At 39.5% G+C, this 17,885-nt stretch carries 18 protein-coding genes; 16 read left to right on the top strand and 2 right to left on the bottom strand.

Annotation, left to right across the window (positions count from 1 at the left end; genetic code table 11):
- Window positions 1-105: 105 nt before the first annotated feature.
- The 3 genes from CKV70_RS11825 to CKV70_RS11815 all read left to right on the top strand — a co-directional run bounded on the left by CKV70_RS11825 (window position 106) and on the right by CKV70_RS11815 (window position 5,030).
- Window positions 106-1,347 carry an MDR family MFS transporter gene (locus CKV70_RS11825; RefSeq protein WP_014601109.1) on the top strand — a complete coding sequence of 414 codons (1,242 nt, stop codon included), beginning with the start codon at window positions 106-108 and terminating at the stop codon, window positions 1,345-1,347.
- 3 nt (window positions 1,348-1,350) lie between these two features.
- Window positions 1,351-2,949 carry an amidohydrolase gene (locus CKV70_RS11820; protein WP_010989969.1) on the top strand — a complete coding sequence of 533 codons (1,599 nt, stop codon included), beginning with the start codon at window positions 1,351-1,353 and terminating at the stop codon, window positions 2,947-2,949.
- Window positions 2,950-3,077: 128 nt separating this feature from the next.
- A complete protein-coding gene (locus tag CKV70_RS11815) occupies window positions 3,078-5,030 on the top strand; it encodes a cation:proton antiporter (RefSeq protein WP_009932388.1) in 1,953 nt (650 codons plus the stop codon).
- A gap of 26 nt (window positions 5,031-5,056) precedes the next feature.
- On the opposite strand, the gene CKV70_RS11810 is transcribed toward CKV70_RS11815, so the two are convergent.
- Window positions 5,057-5,956 carry a LysR family transcriptional regulator gene (locus tag CKV70_RS11810; RefSeq protein ID WP_010989968.1) on the bottom strand — a complete coding sequence of 300 codons (900 nt, stop codon included), beginning with the start codon at window positions 5,954-5,956 and terminating at the stop codon, window positions 5,057-5,059.
- A 242-nt stretch (window positions 5,957-6,198) separates the two neighbouring features.
- On the opposite strand from CKV70_RS11810, the gene ssuE reads away from it, so the two are divergent.
- From ssuE to CKV70_RS11745, 13 genes are all read left to right on the top strand, one after another.
- The gene (ssuE, locus tag CKV70_RS11805) at window positions 6,199-6,744 is read left to right on the top strand and encodes an NADPH-dependent FMN reductase (RefSeq protein WP_003722590.1); all 546 of its coding nucleotides are present in this window, start codon (window positions 6,199-6,201) and stop codon (window positions 6,742-6,744) included.
- A gap of 15 nt (window positions 6,745-6,759) precedes the next feature.
- Window positions 6,760-7,296: a GNAT family N-acetyltransferase gene (locus tag CKV70_RS11800; protein WP_003722589.1), complete on the top strand. Its 537-nt coding sequence runs from the start codon at window positions 6,760-6,762 to the stop codon at window positions 7,294-7,296.
- 16 nt (window positions 7,297-7,312) lie between these two features.
- Entirely contained in the window at window positions 7,313-8,122 is an 810-nt protein-coding gene (locus CKV70_RS11795; RefSeq protein WP_003722588.1) for an amino acid ABC transporter substrate-binding protein, read from the top strand.
- Between the two features lie 21 nt (window positions 8,123-8,143).
- A complete protein-coding gene (locus CKV70_RS11790; RefSeq protein ID WP_003722587.1) occupies window positions 8,144-8,860 on the top strand; it encodes an amino acid ABC transporter permease in 717 nt (238 codons plus the stop codon).
- A 13-nt stretch (window positions 8,861-8,873) separates the two neighbouring features.
- Window positions 8,874-9,581, top strand: coding sequence for an amino acid ABC transporter permease (locus CKV70_RS11785; RefSeq protein ID WP_003722586.1), 708 nt, complete (start codon window positions 8,874-8,876; stop codon window positions 9,579-9,581).
- On the top strand, window positions 9,578-10,357 hold the full coding sequence (locus CKV70_RS11780) for an amino acid ABC transporter ATP-binding protein (protein WP_003722585.1): 780 nt from the start codon (window positions 9,578-9,580) through the stop codon (window positions 10,355-10,357). Before CKV70_RS11785 ends, CKV70_RS11780 begins: the two co-directional genes overlap by 4 nt.
- Complete coding sequence (locus tag CKV70_RS11775) at window positions 10,354-11,349, top strand: LLM class flavin-dependent oxidoreductase (protein WP_014601108.1); 996 nt, start codon at window positions 10,354-10,356, stop codon at window positions 11,347-11,349. Before CKV70_RS11780 ends, CKV70_RS11775 begins: the two co-directional genes overlap by 4 nt.
- Window positions 11,342-11,608 (top strand): glutaredoxin family protein, encoded by a 267-nt coding sequence (locus CKV70_RS11770; protein ID WP_014601107.1) that lies wholly within the window; start codon window positions 11,342-11,344, stop codon window positions 11,606-11,608. Before CKV70_RS11775 ends, CKV70_RS11770 begins: the two co-directional genes overlap by 8 nt.
- On the top strand, window positions 11,605-12,927 hold the full coding sequence (locus tag CKV70_RS11765; protein WP_014601106.1) for an LLM class flavin-dependent oxidoreductase: 1,323 nt from the start codon (window positions 11,605-11,607) through the stop codon (window positions 12,925-12,927). The genes CKV70_RS11770 and CKV70_RS11765 overlap by 4 nt, the downstream gene beginning before the upstream one ends.
- Window positions 12,928-13,000: 73 nt before the next feature.
- Window positions 13,001-13,702, top strand: coding sequence for a pseudouridine synthase (locus tag CKV70_RS11760; RefSeq protein WP_014601105.1), 702 nt, complete (start codon window positions 13,001-13,003; stop codon window positions 13,700-13,702).
- Window positions 13,703-13,834: 132 nt separating this feature from the next.
- On the top strand, window positions 13,835-14,953 hold the full coding sequence (locus tag CKV70_RS11755; protein ID WP_009924429.1) for a carbohydrate kinase: 1,119 nt from the start codon (window positions 13,835-13,837) through the stop codon (window positions 14,951-14,953).
- On the top strand, window positions 14,950-15,861 hold the full coding sequence (locus tag CKV70_RS11750) for a pseudouridine-5'-phosphate glycosidase (RefSeq protein ID WP_003727733.1): 912 nt from the start codon (window positions 14,950-14,952) through the stop codon (window positions 15,859-15,861). Before CKV70_RS11755 ends, CKV70_RS11750 begins: the two co-directional genes overlap by 4 nt.
- Window positions 15,862-15,934: 73 nt before the next feature.
- Window positions 15,935-16,378, top strand: coding sequence for a 2-thiouracil desulfurase family protein (locus CKV70_RS11745; protein WP_009932058.1), 444 nt, complete (start codon window positions 15,935-15,937; stop codon window positions 16,376-16,378).
- Here CKV70_RS11745 and pepC read toward each other — a convergent pair.
- A complete protein-coding gene (pepC, locus tag CKV70_RS11740) occupies window positions 16,375-17,700 on the bottom strand; it encodes an aminopeptidase C (protein WP_003731859.1) in 1,326 nt (441 codons plus the stop codon). The two genes, CKV70_RS11745 and pepC, sit on opposite strands and share 4 nt — an antisense overlap.
- Window positions 17,701-17,885: the final 185 nt, after the last annotated feature.

Genomic DNA, 17,885 nt, shown 5'->3' with positions numbered 1-17,885 from the left:
CAGCAAATTTTGCTAGGTGGTTTTTTGATGAAGTTTTTCTTTTCGAATGTGGATGGTTGTGATAACCTAAAAAAGGTGAGTTTTAATGAAGGGAAAGTGTAGGAAATGATAAAATGGTTACCAAAGGATTTATGGATTGTTATTATTGGGATGGTGTTACTATATACAGGGCTCTCGTTTATTTGGCCTTTCAATATGATTTACATGACGCAAGAGTTAGGGATGTCGACAACGGACGCCTCATTAGTGTTGTTGATAAATTCAGGAGTGGGGATTGTTTCTAGTATTATCGGCGGAATTATTTTTGACCGGTTTTCTGGTTTTATTTCACTTACGATTGGAATGATTATCTTAGTACTATCGACGGCTTCGTTGTGCTTTTTCCATGGATTTCCATTTTTTATTTGGAATTTATGGGCGGTCGGTATCGCGATGGGGATGGTATTCTCTGGATTATACGCAGCAGCAGGATTAACGCATCCGACTGGCGGCAGAACTGGGTTTAATGCGATTTACGTGGCACAAAATATTGGCGTAGCTGTTGGTCCCTTGCTTGCAGGACTTCTGGCAAAACAAGGTATGAGTCACGTATACATTGGTTCTTTTGTATTTGCGATTGCTTTCGCGGGATATTTTTTCTTCTTTTTCCACAAAATTGACTGGAAATCGGAGCGGGTAAGTGCCGAAACAAAACATCGTAAAAAAGGAGCTAAACGTGAATTTCCGACTAAGCTAGCTCTATGTTCTTTTATTCTATTATTATTGACGTACTTGCTTTGCCAATTACCACATGTGCAGTGGCAGTCGAATTTATCTACTTACATGACAGAAATAAAAGGCGTGACATCTAGTGAATATGGGAACTTATGGAGTTTGAATGGTGCGCTTATTGTTCTTGGTCAGCTCGTTCTAATCCCCGTTGTAAATAGATTTAAAAAATACTTACTTGCACAAATTTATATCGGTATTTTCTTATTTATTTTATCTTTTGTTGTGGCAATGAATGCAAGTGTCTATAGTGGCTTTGTACTCGGAATGATTTTCTTAACGCTCGGGGAAATGTTTGCTTGGCCAGCGATTCCAACGATTGCTTATCAACTCGCACCAAAAGGAGCGGCTGGCTTGTATCAAGGACTTGTGAACGGGATGGCAACAGCGGCGCGTATGCTTGCACCGTTTATAGGAGCAATTGTCGTTCAAAATCTCGGTGGTATCAAAGCTTTATTCATTGGTGCGTTTATTTTACTTGGCTGCGCATTAATTAGTATTACACTACAACAAATTTTACAGAAAAAGGACCAACAAGAAAAAGCTGCTTTGAAAATTTCCGTCAATCAGGGGGAATGAAAAATGAAATTATGGAAAAATGCTACCTTTTACCAAATGACAGCTGAAGGGGATCAGGTTTCTGCGGTATTAACAGAAAACGGTCAAATTTGTGCGGTCGGTGAAGCAATGGACTTAGAAAAACAATATGTAGCTAACATCACTGAAACGATTGATTTAGAAGGGAAAGTGGTATTTCCTGGATTTGTTGATGCTCATATTCATTTGCTATGGTATGGACAAGCTTTAGAGCGGCTTAATTTAAACCAAACCACTACTAAAAAAGAGGCACTAGCGCTGATTGCTGAAAGAACAAAGCAAATTGCTAGTGATGAATGGTTGTTTGTGGAAGGTTATGATGAAAATAAGTGGTCAGATGAACAAACGTTGATTTCTTTGGCCGATTTAGATGAAGTAAGCCAAACGAATCCGATTTTAGTTCGGCGCATTGATTATCATAGTGTTTCTATTAATTCTGCATTACAAGAGAAGATTGCGGATTTTTCGGAAACTGGTTTTGATGGTGGTGGTGAAATTGTTCGGGATAAAACGGGTGAGTTCATAGGAGTTTTAAGGGATAATGCAACGACTATGGCGATAGATTCCTTCCCTGCAGCAACGCCTTCTGAACTAAGCGCATGGCTTGAAATCGCGATAACTGATTTATGGTCGAAAGGCATAACGGGTGCACACTCGGAAGATTTACACTATTTTACGGGGTTCGCTTCGACCCTAGCAGCTTTTCGAAATACTATTGGGTCTAATAAAATGCCGTTTCGTGCGCATTTGCTAGTTCACCACGCAGAACTAGCTGCTTTTTCGGCTTCTAATGAAAGTTTCGTAAGTGGGGATGCCTTTTTAGAATTAGGGGCGATGAAAATTTTCTATGATGGAACAGTTGGCTCGCGAACGGCGTTGATGAGTGCGGGATATGCGGACAACCCTAGTGAAAAAGGACTGCAAATTCATTCTGATCAAGCGTTTGAAGATTTGGTTAAAGCAGCGCGAAAAGCAGGATTACCTGTTGCTATTCATATTTTAGGGGATCAAGCTTTTGCTAATGTCATTCGAACGTTACGTGCCAATCCGCCTAAAGAAGGGCAATACGACAGACTAATCCACACACCTTGGCTTACAGAAGCTCTAATAGAAGAAGCAACTGGGTTGCCGGTATTATTTGATATCCAGCCGCAATTCATGGCGAGTGATCTTCCGTGGGCGCTAGAAGTACTTGGAGATAATCATCCGCCGTTAGCTTTTGCTTGGAAAACGCTTCTACAGGCTGGTTTCCCATTAGCTGGTGGAAGCGATGCGCCGATTGAAGTACCGAATCCGTTTTGGGGTATCCATGCGGCTGTTACTAGAACGGCGAATGCAGATTTGGATGGAGTGGGATATTGGCCAGAGCAGGCACTCACTGTATTTGAAGCTATTCAACTATATACAAAAGGCGCGGCATTTGCGAGCTACAAAACAACTACACGCGGACAAATTGCACCAGGCTTCGTTGCTGATTTTACGATTTTGGCAGAAGATCCTTTTCAAATGAAACAAGCTGAACTTCGTCAAGTGAGCGTTGTGATGACGGTTGTAAATGAACAAATTGTCTATCAGAAAAAGTGAGCATACGTAGGAAACTCCATACAGAGACGGATGTTTTCGAAAAGTTTTTTTGCTAATATGGGAACGGAAGAAATGCCACGCTTCTGGCTCAGGGGGATGGTGTTGATACGGGAACGAGGGATGTATTAATGGAAATATTTGAACTGATTTTATTAATGTTGAGTGCGGTGTTTTTATCTAATGTACTAAGCCGATTTTTGCCAAGTATTGCGGTACCTTTAATTCAAGTAGTGCTGGGGATTATTTTAGCGATTCCACTTGGAGATCATACGATGGATTTGAATCCGGAATTGTTTTTGTTACTATTTATGGCGCCGATTCTATTTAATGATGGGGCGAGTACGGATAAGAAATCTTTATGGAAAAATCGAAAAGCTATTTTGTCATTATCGATTGGACTAGTGTTTGTGACAGTAGGAGTTTTGGGTGCTTTTATTCACTACTTAATTCCTGCGATACCTTTTGCAGCGGCGTTTGCACTTGCGGCTGCTCTGGCGCCTACAGATGCTGTTGCGGTGGGCGCGCTTGCTGAAAAAGTAAGAGTACCCCATAAAATTATGCATATTTTGGAAGGTGAATCGCTTATTAATGATGCTTCCGGACTTGTTTCGTTCCAATTTGCTGTGTTGGCGCTTGTAACGGGAACATTTTCTTTTATGTCAGCTGGAACAAGCTTTTTGCTTCTTTCATTAGGCGGGATTGCCCTGGGTGCTATACTTAGTTTACTGAAAATCATGTTGATGCGTGGTTTACGTCAGCTAGGAATCGAAAATATGACTTCTTTTATGCTGATGGAAATTTTGTTACCATTTTTAATTTTTATGGTAGCAGAAAAAGTCGGAGTGAACGGGATTTTAGCGGTAGTTAGTGGTGGAATGGTGCATTCATTTAGTTACAAGGGACTAAATCCTGAAATTGCGCAATTGAACTTGCTTTCAAAAAACACGTGGTCTGTTATTATTTTTAGTTTGAATGGTTTGGTATTTATCTTACTAGGGACACAATTACCGCAAATTTTGATGACGATTTGGCAAGACGCCAATATTCAAAAAGGTATGCTATTCGTGTATATAATAGGAATCACTTTCTTACTGCTCGGACTAAGATTTTTATGGATCTTGTTTTTCCGCAATTACGAGGAAAATCCGAAAGTGGATTTAGTTAGCAGATTGAAAAATACTTTTCTTTATACTGTGGCTGGTGTTCGCGGGACAATTACGTTAGTCAGTGCGCTTTCGTTACCTTTTGTTCTTGGTAATGGCAATGCGTTTCCTGAGCGTGATTTACTTATTTTTATTGCTGCTGGAGTTATTATTACGACGCTACTTTTGGCCAACTTCACTTTACCACTTTTTGCAGATAAGAAAGATAAAGTTACGGCGGATCATACGACAGATATTGTGCTACTTCGCGATATTGTGCAGCAATTACAGGCGTATAAAACAGATGAAAATGCAGTAGAAATGAATAAAGTGTTGAATATGTATAATAATCGGATTTTCTCTTTAATGGAGCATAAGGAAGTAAATGCTACTGAAAAAGAATTGCGGCGCTTAACGCAAGAATGGCAACTTGAAAATACGAGAAGATTAGTATTTGAACGAAAAATTGATACTGGTGTGGGGCTGTCGCATATGATGCGTCTTGGAAAACGACTATATGTCCAAACACGAGCAGAGAAGTACCGAGCGAGAATGCGGTATCGCCAGTTATTAAGTCATCGTTTTCGAGACTTCCGATTTGTTCCTCTTACTTTTGAAGAACGTAGAAAAGAAATTGCCAAACTACAAAATGAAAACAATCTATTTGTCATGCAAAAGCTACAGGATCTGGATTCAAATGAGTATAACCCAGAAATCATTTCGCTTTATTTGATGAATTTTGAGCGAGCATTAGGTCGTGGGAAAAATAAAAAAGAAAGCAATGATGAAGCGCTACAAACAACAATCGACCTGGCTTCACAAATTGAGCGCGAGACAATTCAACGCTACTTTGAAAAAGGCACGATTACGCGGAAAGAAATGAAAGTGTATCGTGATAATTTGCTAGCGATAGAGGCGAATATGCAATTAGAATTTTAATAAAAAAAGACAGTTAAGCTAATTTTTTAGCCTAGCTGTCTTTTTTTATCATCAAAATAATAAATAATCCGGTCGATAAGTTCTTTCGTTGTGCTATCAAAATCTTTTTCTTTTTGGTTGGTTAAAAGTCCAATTGGCGGTGATATTGGTAAATTTTCAATCGGAATGCGGACCGTGCCATCAAGTAGTTCTGAGTGCGCGGTGCTAGTAAAAATAGATACACCAACGTTTTCACGGACAAAATACTTATGAGACATACTGCTTGTGAGCTCCATTTTCTTATAATCACTACCAATAGCGCGTTTTAAATGCTGTTCGATTTGGATGCGGATGGGGCAATTTGCCGGTGTGAAGATAAAGCATTCATCGCGTAAATCACGTAACTCCACAGAAGTACGTGAAGCTAACGGATGGCTTTCTGAGACGATTAAATCTAACGTATCATGGAAAAACGGAAAATAGAAGTTCTCCAAAATCAGCTCTGGTTCTCCGCAAATCGCAAAATCAATTTCCCCATCAATGAGTTTTTGGCTACAAGTATTCGCATCATCCACCGATACATTCACCATTAATTTCGGGAAATCCGCTAGAAACGTTTTTAAAATTTTCGGAAAAACGAGACTGGCGCTAGGCTCGGAAATTCCGACTTTGATAAGGCCGGCGTTGCCATTTTTTAAGTCGAATATCGTGTGGTCGAGTACTTCATATTGAGCGATAAGTTGGCCCGCCCTTTCGTAAAATAATCTGCCTGCGTGCGTTAGTTTTAAAGTTTTGCCACGTTCGAATAACTGAACATCTAAGTCTTGTTCCAATTGCTTTATTCGCATCGAAATAGTCGGTTGCGAATAATTTAATACTTCTGCTGCGCGTTGAAAACTTCCCGTATTAACCACCGTATAAAAAGTTTTAATGGTTCGAAATTCCAATATAATTCCCCCTTCATATTGGAGTTTTTTGATATTTCTAACAGTATACACCGTAAAAATAGGAGAAGCAATTTATTAATCTGATAAAATTCATAGGAATAATGCGGATTGAGGCAGAAGTATTAGTATTACTGTGGTTAGCTATTAGTTTTTTTGATTAGCCAAACCCAATCTTTTACTTTATAGTATAGCTAATATCCGAAAACCAAGTAAGTTTATAGGGATTGAAAAGGGGCGATTTGATGGGGAAAGTGACAATTATTGCTGGGGGAATCAAAACAGAATCCAGGCTTACAGGATTAACTCAACTAGCGGCAAATGAATTAGTAACGAATGGCTTAGAAGTGAACATCATCGAAGTGCATAAAATAAACGCAGAAGCATTAGTCACCGCGGATTTCGCGCATTCAGATATTCAATTGGCAAATAGTGAAATTGAATCAAGTTCGGGCGTTATTATTGCTACCCCGATTTTCAAAGCGGCCTATTCAGGAGTGTTAAAAGTCTATTTGGACCTTTTGCCACTCAAAGCTTTGAAAGGGAAAGTCGTTTTGCCACTTGGGCTTGGTGGGTCAAATGGACATTTGCTCGCACTGCAATACGCACTTGATCCTGTGTTGAGGGAACTTGGAGCGGAAACGATATTAAAAGGGCAATTTACGGTAGATAAACAAATTGAACGGCTCGGGGATGGGCTGTATGAAATTGAATCTTCAGCGAAAGAACGGTTAGACATTGCTTTAGGCCAATTTATTTCGTTATTAAATCAGCAGTCAGTAGAAGTTTAAGGAGGAGAGTGGGAAATGACAGAAGATATTTTTAGAGTAGCGACTGTGGATGATGCGCCGGAATTTTTGGAATTGTTGTCGAGTGCTTTTCAATCGGTGAAAGAATTAGGAATTGATTGGCCGTCAACGAATGCGGATTTGGCGATGGTGACAGAAAATATTGTTAATTCTTCTGCTTTTGTTTTGGAACGAAACGGCAAATTAATTTCTACGATTACCGTTCGTTTTCCGTGGGAGAGCAGCTCACCTCCTTCTAAATATCCATTTGTTTGGTGGTTTGCAACGGCACCGGAACTCGCAGGACAGGGGATTGGCGATAAATTATTAACATATGTAGAAGAACGAGTACTTCGTGACACGCTAAAAGCACCGGCACTGACACTTGGAACTTCTGCCAGAAAACATCCATGGTTGCTGGATATGTATCTGCGCCGCGGTTATGAGGTCTATTTTGAACATGAGGAAGACGGCGATGTGGGTGTTATGATGCGGAAAATCTTAATTCCGGAAAAATTCGATGCCGCACTACTTGGAATACCTAGCTGGACATAAAAAAGGGGGAAAAAAGATGAAAAAGAAATATGGGATTTTGGCGCTTGCTCTTACAGCTGCATTAACATTAAGCGCATGTGGTGGAAAAGAGGAGCCAGAAGCAGCGAATCAAAAAGTACAAACAATCACGGTTGGAACAGGAACGCAATTTCCAAATGTCTGCTTTTTAGATGAAAATGGGAAATTAACTGGTTATGATGTCGAACTAGTAAAAGAAATCGACAAACGTTTGCCCGGCTATAAATTTAAATTTAAAACGATGGATTTTTCTAACTTACTCGTTAGCCTTGGTGCTGGAAAAGTAGATATTGTCGCGCATCAAATGGAAAAAAGTAAAGAACGCGAGAAGAAATTTTTATTTAATGATGTAGCGTACAATAATTTCCCATTACAATTGACGGTATTAGACAGTAATAACAGCATAAACAGCACAAAAGATTTAGCTGGAAAACGCGTTATCACAAGCGCAACATCGAATGGTGCACTCGTGTTGAAAAAAATCAATGAAGAACAAGGCAATAATTTTGAAATTGCTTATGAAGGTCAAGGGTCAAATGATACAGCGAACCAACTGAAAACTGGCCGCGCTGATGCAACGATTTCTACACCATTCGCGGTAGATTTCCAAAATAAAACAAGCGCTATCAAAGAAAAAGTAGTTGGCGATGTTCTATCTAATGCGAAAGTATACTTCATGCTTGGAAAAGATGAAACGAAACTAAGCAAAAAGGTAGATGAGGCGCTTCAATCTATTATTGATGATGGAACACTTAAAAAATTAAGTGAAAAATGGCTTGGCGCAGATTATTCAAAAGAACAATATTAAAAGAGAGGGAGTGCTATTAAAATGGATAAAGCGTTCGATGTAAAAATGATTGCAGATTTTATTCCGACGTTAGCTGGTTATTTACCCATAACGTTGTATATTTTAGCACTCTCGCTTATTTTTGGTTTTATATTAGGAGTACTGCTGTCTTTACCGCGAATTTATAAGGTTCCAATTTTAGATCAATTTGCCAGAGTGTATATTTCGTTTTTTCGTGGGACGCCGATTATGGTTCAATTATTCATTGTTTTTTACGGAATTCCGGCACTTTCAAGCGTATTTGGCATTGACTTATCACAAATGGATCCGCTGTATGCTGCGATTGCGACTTATGCATTAAGCAGTGCGGCGACAATTGCGGAAGTGATTCGCGCAGGGGTGAATAGCGTGGATGCCGGACAAGCAGAGGCGGCTTATAGTATTGGTCTGAGTAGTCGCCAAACGTTTTTACGAATCATTTTGCCACAAGCACTCTATCAAGCTCTACCGAATTTTGGCAATTTAGTCATTGGTTATTTGAAAGATACATCGCTCGCTTTTTCGATTGGTGTAATGGATATGTCAGGAAGAGGTCAGACGCTCATAACACTAAGTAATCACGCTTTAGAGGTCTATATTTCTTTATCAATCATTTACTATTTGACGGCCGTCTTACTGGAATATTCCTTCAAATGGATTGAAAAACGAGTTAAAAAAGAAAACACCAGATTCACGAGTATTTTCGATATCGAGTTATAAAGGAGAGATAATGATGCCGCTAGATGTGCCTTTTATTGGAACTGCTGTAATGGCAATGTTAAAAACGATTCCGTTAACACTTGCAATGACCTTCTTTCCGATATTATTCGGTTTCATTATCGCAATTGGTCTGACGCTTATTCGGATGTACCACGTTCGCTTTTTAGAACCGATTGCTAAATTTTACGTTTCTTTTTTTCGAAGCACCCCAGCAATTTTGCATATTATGCTGATTTACTTAGGCATTCCCCTATTGGTGGATTTTTTGAGCAAGTCATTCGGCTTAGGCATTTCTGCAAATAAAATACCGGTCGTTGTTTTTGTCATTATCGCACTGTCTTTCACGGCGGGGGCATACTTAACCGAGATTTTGCGCTCCGGTATTATTGCGGTTGATATCGGACAAATGGAAGCAGCTTACTCGGTGGGATACACGCATGGTCAAGCGATTCGGAAAGTATTGTTACCACAGGCCTTCATGATTGCCTTACCGAATTTCACGAATTTGTGTATCGGATTTCTACATACCACATCCATTGCCGCCATCGTCGCAGTCCCAGAAATCACTGGAATGGCAACGATTGTAGCATCAGACAATTACGCATTTCTCGAAGCATTTATCGGTGCCGCACTCATTTATTGGTTTTTAACTATTTTGATTGAAGCAATTAATTACATTTTGGAAAAGAATATCGCTAAATATCGAGGAGGGACAGTATGATTACAATTAAAAATATTCAAAAAAGCTTTGGCGAAAACAAAGTTTTAAAAGGAATTGATTTAACGGTGAAAAAGGGTGAAGTAGTAACAATACTTGGTCCAAGTGGCTCAGGGAAAACAACCTTTTTACGTTGCCTAAACTTACTGGAAAGACCTGAAAATGGCGAAATTTCAATGCATGACCAAATAATTAACTGCAAGAAACCATCCAAAAAAGAAGTTTTGCAACTGCGGAAAAATACAGCAATGGTTTTTCAACAATATAATCTCTTTTCTCACAAAACGGTTATCCAAAATGTGATGGAGGGTCTTACGGTAGCAAGGAAAATACCGAAAAAAATTGCACACGAAATTGCGGAACGGGAGCTCACAAAAGTCGGTTTGGCGGACAAACTCAGTGCCTACCCTTCCCAACTTTCTGGCGGACAAAAACAGCGTGTTGGAATTGCGCGAGCACTCGCAATTAATCCAGACGTCATTTTATTTGATGAACCAACCGCCGCACTTGATCCTGAACTTGTCGGTGAAGTATTGGAAGTAATGCTAGAGATTGCACGTGCGGGTGCGACGATGATTGTCGTTACGCATGAAATGGAGTTCGCCAAACGAGTGGCAGATCAAGTCGTCTTTATGGATGGTGGACTAATTGTCGAACAAGGTACTCCCGATGAAGTGTTTAATCATACAAAAGAAGAAAGAACAAAACGCTTTTTACACCGAGTTTCAGCGGATTATTTATATGAAATCAAAGAAGTGAAAAAGGAGCGTGTCATATGACGATTCGATTTAGTATTTTGGACCAAAGTATTATTAATCCGGGCGAGCAACCAAGTGAAGCCTTACGAAATACAGTAGAACTTGCGCAACTCGCAGAAAAACTCGGCTATCATCGTTTCTGGGTTGCCGAGCATCATAATTCAGACGAAATAGCTGGCGCAGCTCCGGAGGTTCTTTTAGGGTATATTGCTGCAAAAACGAGCACAATCAAGCTTGCGTCTGGCGGAATAATGCTACAACACTATAGTCCATATAAAGTTGCTGAACAATTTCATGTGCTTGAAAACATAGCGCCAGGTCGGATTTCACTTGGCGTCGGAAAAGCGCCAGGTGGATTTCAGCCAGCAACCGATGCCCTTCAAAAAGACTTCGTTAAACCTACTCGTACATTTGATGCTAAATTGGAAGAACTAGTCGATTTTGTCACCCGTCATTCAGATACAACTATTGCAGCAAAACCACTTCCAGAAAACAAACCAGAGATATTTTTGCTTGGAGGAAGTGCATCGAGCGCGAAACAAGCTGCCAAACTAGGGATTTCCTTTGTATTTGCTTATTTTATTAACGGAGAAGAAGCTGTTTTAAAAGAAGCACGCGAGCTATTTGAACAGTACCAAATAAACACAAAAGCTAGTTTTCAACTAGCACCAATTGTTGTAGTAGCTGAGACTAAAATCGCAGCAGACCGACATATTCCAGAGCGAGAGTCAATCAAAGTCGAGCTTGCAGACGGACGTAGAGTTAATGTCGGATCGCGCGAACAAGCCGAAGCCTACGTAAAAGATATCGACCAAACATACCGGTTTATTACCCAACGAATTGGTGCGATAACAGGAACCAAACAAGAAGTCGGAGTAGAGATTAAACGCCTTTCAAAAGAATATAATATCCAAGATTTTGTTGTTTTAACTCCAGTCAAATCTGCTGAAATTAAACGTTATTCCTATCAACTATTAAGTGAATCGATAAAGGAGGAAGTTGTCCATGGCTAATGTCGTCGTTTGGAGTAAAGAAGGGTGTCATTATTGTAAAGATGTCAAAGATTTTTTAATCGAGCAAAAAATTGTTTTTCAAGATATCGACGTCACCGACCATGATTATTTGCGAGAAGTTCTCCAAGCAAAATACGGCATCCGCCACGTGCCGGTCGTAGAAATTGGCAACATTGAAAATGGGACCTACCAAGCTGTTACAGAAATCGGATTGGAACATTTGGAAAAAGCATTGTTTGAAAAGGAGGAAGTAAAATGACTAGAAAAGAAACAATTCAGTTTGGTGCAATTATTCACGGTGTTGGCGGAACAACAGACGGTTGGCGACATCCGGACATCAACCCCGCAGCAAGTACGGATTTAGATTTTTATAAGACGCGCGCCAAAATTGCCGAACAAGGGTTATTTAGTTTTGTATTTATTGCAGACGGCCTTTTTATTTCCGAAAAATCGATTCCGCATTTTCTTAATCGTTTTGAACCAATTACGATTTTATCGGCATTAGCTGAGTCTACGGAAAACATCGGACTTGTCGGAACTTTCTCGACCTCTTTTACAGAACCATTTACACTTGCAAGACAGCTATCTTCCCTTGATCACATTAGTAGCGGCCGAGCGGGTTGGAATCTAGTCACTTCTCCGCAAGAAGGCGCCGCGCGAAATCATAGCAAGAAAAATCTCCCAACCCACAGAGATCGTTACACTATTGCGGCAGAACATTTAAAAGTGGTTCGCGGACTCTGGAATTCTTGGGAAGAGGATGCGTTCACTTATAATAAAGAAACCGGTGAATTCTTTAACCCCGAAAAATTACATCACTTAAATCATCAAGGCGAGTATTTTCAAGTCGAGGGGCCGTTAAATATCGGACGCTCCAAACAAGGCGAGCCAGTCGTTTTCCAAGCCGGCGCATCTAGTACAGGACGGGATTTCGCTGCTCAAAATGCAGAAGCCATTTTTACTCATTCCGATTCGTTGGAAGAAGCTGTTGAATTCTATCAAGATGTGAAAGCCCGCGCTGAAAAAGCTGGTAGAAATGCAGATGAAGTCCGAATTTTCCCAGGAATTAGCCCAATTGTAGCGGATACGTTGGAAGAAGCAGAAGCCAAATATACTGAATTTGCTAGCCTAATTCCAATAGAAAATGCGGTAACTTACCTAGCACGTTATTTCGACGACTATGATTTAAGTCAATTTGATTTAGATGCTCCATTCCCAGACCTTGGAGATATTGGCAAAAATGCTTTTCAAAGCACAACAGATCGAATCAAAAAAGAAGCGAAAGAACGGCACCTAACCCTTCGTCAAGTGGCGACCGAGGCAGCAACGCCAAAAACACCTTTTATAGGAACAAAAGAGCAAGTAGCCGATTTAATCGAAGTTTGGTTCCAAAATGAGGCTGCAGATGGCTTTATTATCGCTTCTGATATTCCAGGAACGTTTGAAACTTTTGTGGAACAAGTTATTCCTCTTCTGCAAATTCGAGGTTTGTACCGAAACAAATATCCAGCTACGACATTAAGAGGTAACCTCGGCTTAACAATACCTCACAATAAACAAGTTGTTGAAACTAAATAATAGAAAGAAAACGGAGCACCTTTGAGGAAGCTTCGTTTTTTTGTTACAATAAAAGAAAAAAAGGAGCTAAATCATGCGCTTAGATAAATTATTGTCCCATACAGGTTTCGGGAGTCGAAAAGAAGTGAAACCTTTGCTTAAATCTGGGGCAGTTGTCGTCAATGGCACGATCCAGAAAGATAGCAAAACCCAAGTGAATCCAGACAAAGATCAAATAACCGTCCACGGAACTCCAGTCGTTTACCAAGAATTCGTCTATTTTATGCTACATAAACCGCAAAATGTCGTGAGCGCAACCGAGGATAATGTGTCAGAAACCGTCATCGATTTGCTCGCGCAAGAAGACACGCTCACTGATCCGTTCCCAGTCGGCCGATTAGACAAAGATACGGAAGGCTTGCTAATTATAACGAATGACGGCACACTCGCACACAATTTGCTCTCACCTAAAAAGCATATAGATAAAACATACTACGCTAAAATTGATGGTGATGTTACTGCTGCTGATGTAGAAGCTTTTGCAGCTGGAATTGAACTCGACGATGGATACACTTGCAAACCAGCAAGTTTAGAAATAATTACACCAAATGAAATAAACGTAACAATTCAAGAGGGCAAATTCCATCAAGTAAAAAGAATGTTCGCCGCTCGTGGAAAAACAGTCAGTTATTTAAAACGAATTTCGATGGGTAATTTACAATTAGACGAGTCACTTGAACTTGGCGAATACCGCCCATTAACTGAAGCCGAACTAGCTATCCTCCAAAATAAATAAACCTAAACGAAAATTTTCTTCCTAAAAAGAAGCGGATTTTCGTTTTTTAATTTGCAAAAGAAAGCATTTACATATATAATAAACATGTGTTTGAAAATGAAACAAAAGTTTGGAATGGAGGTGCATTATATCGTGGAGAATAATAAAGCGAAAATGAACGAAAAGGAAGAGATAATTTTCAATTCCATCCGTAAAAATCCTTACATTTCTCAACAAGAACTTGCTGATATACTTGATTTATCAAGACCGACAGTCGCAAACCTTATTTCCGGCCTTATTAAGAAGGGTCGCATTTTAGGAAAAGCCTATATTTTAAATGAAGCAAAACAAATTGTTTGTATAGGTGGAGCGAACGTCGATCGGAAGTTTTATATTAAAGACAAGGCCCAACTAGCCACATCAAACCCAGTGCGCTCAACACAAAGTGCTGGCGGAGTTGCTAGAAACGTAGGCGAAAACCTCGGACGCCTTGGAAAAGAAGTTATATTACTCACTGCTTGTGGAACAGACTCCGACTGGGAAGCTGTCAAAAATGCTAGTAATACATATATGAACTTAGATTATGTCACAGCATTTCCGAGCATCGCAACTGGTTCTTATACAGCAGTACTCGAAAACAATGGAGATTTACTCGTTGCACTAGCGGACATGGATGCATATGATCACTTAACTCCAGATGTACTCGCAAAAAATGAAGGCTTGCTGAGTCAGGCGAGCGCAATCATTGCTGATTTAAACTGTCCGAAAGAAACACTAGAATATCTTGGCAGCTTTGCCGAAATCAATTCAATACCATTAGTACTCGTTCCCGTATCTTCGCCAAAAATGTCTCATTTACCAGAACGCTTGGATCACGTGACTTGGCTAATTTGCAATCGAGACGAATCTGAAACGCACCTAGATATGACGATTGAAAACGATGAGGACTGGCGCTTAGCTGCACAAAAATGGCTAGACCTAGGCGTGAAAAATGTTATCGTTACAAATGGTAGCAAAGGCGCAGTAGCAGCAAACAAAGCAGAAGGCACTATTTTTGAACCAGCGATTGTGATTGAAGATATTGTCGACGTGACAGGAGCAGGAGATGCATTTTGCTCCGCGGTTATCTACGCATGGTTAGAAGGAAAAACATTGCAAGAAATTTTAAAAGCAGGAAGCGTAAATGCTGCGCGAACACTCGAATCTGAGTATACTGTTCGCCAAAATTTATCGACATCCCAACTACAAAAAGACCTGGAGGAATTCAAATGAAAAATTATCTATCATTATCCGAAGAAGTAAAACAAGCAAAAGCAGAAGGAAAAGCAATTGTTGCGCTAGAATCTACTATTATCTCTCACGGTATGCCATACCCGCAAAATGTTGAAATGGCGCGTGATGTGGAACAAATTATTCGTGATAACGGTGCCGTACCAGCAACAATCGCTTTAATCGACGGAAAAATTAAAATCGGTCTTTCTGATGAAGAACTAGAACTATTTGCTAAAAGTAGCAATGTAGCAAAAGTTTCTCGTCGTGATATCGGTTACCTTATTGCAACAAAACAACTTGGAGCAACAACTGTAGCAGCTACAATGATTTGTGCTGAACTCGCAGAAATTGGAATCTTCGTAACTGGCGGAATTGGCGGCGTTCACCGTGGTGCCGAAACAACAATGGACGTTTCAGCTGACTTAGAAGAATTAGCGAAAACAAATGTTGCTGTCGTTTGTGCCGGAGCAAAATCAATCCTAGACCTAAACTTAACAATGGAATACCTAGAAACAAAAGGGGTTCCAGTTATTGGCTACCAAACCGATGTATTGCCAGCATTTTACACACGTTCAAGTGATGTAGAATTAACATTGCGTGCAGACGCTCCAGAAGTTATCGCAGAATCGCTTAAAGCGAAATGGGACCTTCAAATCGAAGGCGGCGCAGTAATTACTAACCCAATCCCAGAAGAATTCGCTATGGATGAAAAAGTAATTAACGATGTAATCCAAACAGCGCTTAAAGAAGCAGAAGAAAACCACATCCACGGAAAAGACGTTACTCCATTCCTACTTGGAAAAGTAAAAGAACTAACAGATGGTAAGAGCCTTGAAGCAAACATCGAACTTGTAAAACACAATGCTTTAATCGGTACACAAATCGCCGTAGCATACCAAAACATCTAATAAATACTGAGCTGTCGCCTATAAGTGGTGGCAGCTTTTTATGTTAAAATAAAAAATAAAGGAGGGAAAATAAATGATTGCAGTAAGTGCTTGTCTAGCTGGAATAGCCTGTAGATATGATGGGAAAGATAAAGAAATAACCAAAATAAAACAAATGGTGGAAAACGGAGAAGCAATTCCTTTTTGCCCCGAAGTAGCTGGTGGACTGCCCACACCAAGAAACCCTGCAGAAATAATAGGCGGCGATGGCAAAGATGTCTGGCTAGGTCATGCAAAAGTGGTTGATAGCAAAGGAACAGATGTGACAGAAGAATATAAATACGGAGCGAAACTTACTTTAGCTAAAATGCAAGATCTCGGTATTACAAAAATAATTATGAAGGAAAAAAGCCCTTCTTGTGGTAGCTGTGCTATTTACGACGGTACCTTCTCGGGGAAGATAAAAGATGGTACCGGCGTAGCAGCAGCCCTTTTTCAAATGAACGGAATAAAAATTATTTCAGAATTTGTGTTTTAAAGTGCGAGCGAACCCATTGGATCCCATGGTTTTAACGCAATCGGTTCTTGATTAAAAGCTTCAATCAATTCCTTAGATAGATATTTTTTATGCACCACTACTTGGAATGTAAACTCATCCATCCAAGCATCACTAGCAACAAAATACCCATTATTTCCAATTTTTTCTCCCCAGCTATTTTCCACTTTCCAACGATTTACTTCTCCATTAGCAACATTCACTCCAGTTAAAACCATCGCATGTGTAAGCATACTGTGTTTATAATCAAGACGCTCTGCTTTTGTCATTGCTGTTTTAAAGCCAAAGGTCTGATTAAGCAAGAAAATATCGGTATCCATAATACCAGTAGTTTTTTCCGAAAGCTGACCAACATCACAACCAAACCAAACAGTTTCCCCGTCTTTGATTTGATCAGTGGCGGCTTTTTTTAATACATCCATTTCCACATTCAAATACTTAATAGGCGTCCCATTCACAATATTTCCTAAATAATCCACTGTGAAAGCTTGATTAAAAGGTTTATCTTTGGTCGGTGCATTAATAAGTGGAATATAATTTTTCAAATCCATATCTACATAGCGTTCATAAAAATCTTTAGGTGTAATTTGTAACTCTTGTTTAAATTCATTGTCTTTATTTCGATACTCAAAATCAAATACTTTAGGAGGCTCGCCAAGCGTCATAACCAAAAGTTGATAAATCTCAGCAAGCATTTCTTCTTTCAAACCTGCAGTATCTTTCTTTTCTGTGAAAGCTTTTCTCAAAATAACCGCATCTGTACGAAGTCTTTCATTTAAAAGATGGTTTAAATCAGCAGACTTGCCACTTTGAAATGTTTCAGGCATAGCGGACTTCGGAACCACTCCATATTTTTCAATAATTGAAACTAACATATCCCACTGACCACCATCTTGTTGTGGTGTATCAAGCAACCACGAAACTAATCGGCTATCCTCATCCTCACTTGCTGTTTCAATAATATTCTCTAAAAAGTAATTCGCTTTCTCAAGTTTGTCCCAAAAATTAGTATAATTCTGTGATAACTCAAAATCCTTCAAACCAAGCGTTCCGTTTAATTTATGGCGAAACGTATTTAATGCTGCAAACATCCAGCATCTTCCACTTTGTTGTTGATTAGAAACTTTATCTGTAGCAACTTCGTGGGAAAAGACAGGTTGAATGCTAACTTTTGATGTAGGATTCTCAGTTGCTGCTTTAATCCCATTTTTCATAATACTAGCTTGAAATACCAATTTATCTGGATTTTCACGCCATTTTCGAGAAAAATTTTCTAATTGTTCAAATGTTAATTCTGTTTGCATGAATAACTCCTCCTAAAAAAAATTATCTTCTAACCAAGTATACTGCTAAAAATTAGAACTGTATAAGAAAAATGATAAATGAAGATTTATGAAGGTTTATGGCGATATACATGTTATAATATGAATGGATTTGAAAACATGTGATTGTTTTTGAATGAAAACGGTTGATTTTGAAAGAAAAAGAT

It is taken from the genome of Listeria monocytogenes (genome assembly GCF_900187225.1).
In the GTDB taxonomy this organism is placed as follows: Bacteria; Bacillota; Bacilli; order Lactobacillales; family Listeriaceae; genus Listeria; species Listeria monocytogenes.
Note: the sequence above shows the minus strand (reverse complement) of the source record. Positions and strands in the feature narration are given on the sequence as shown.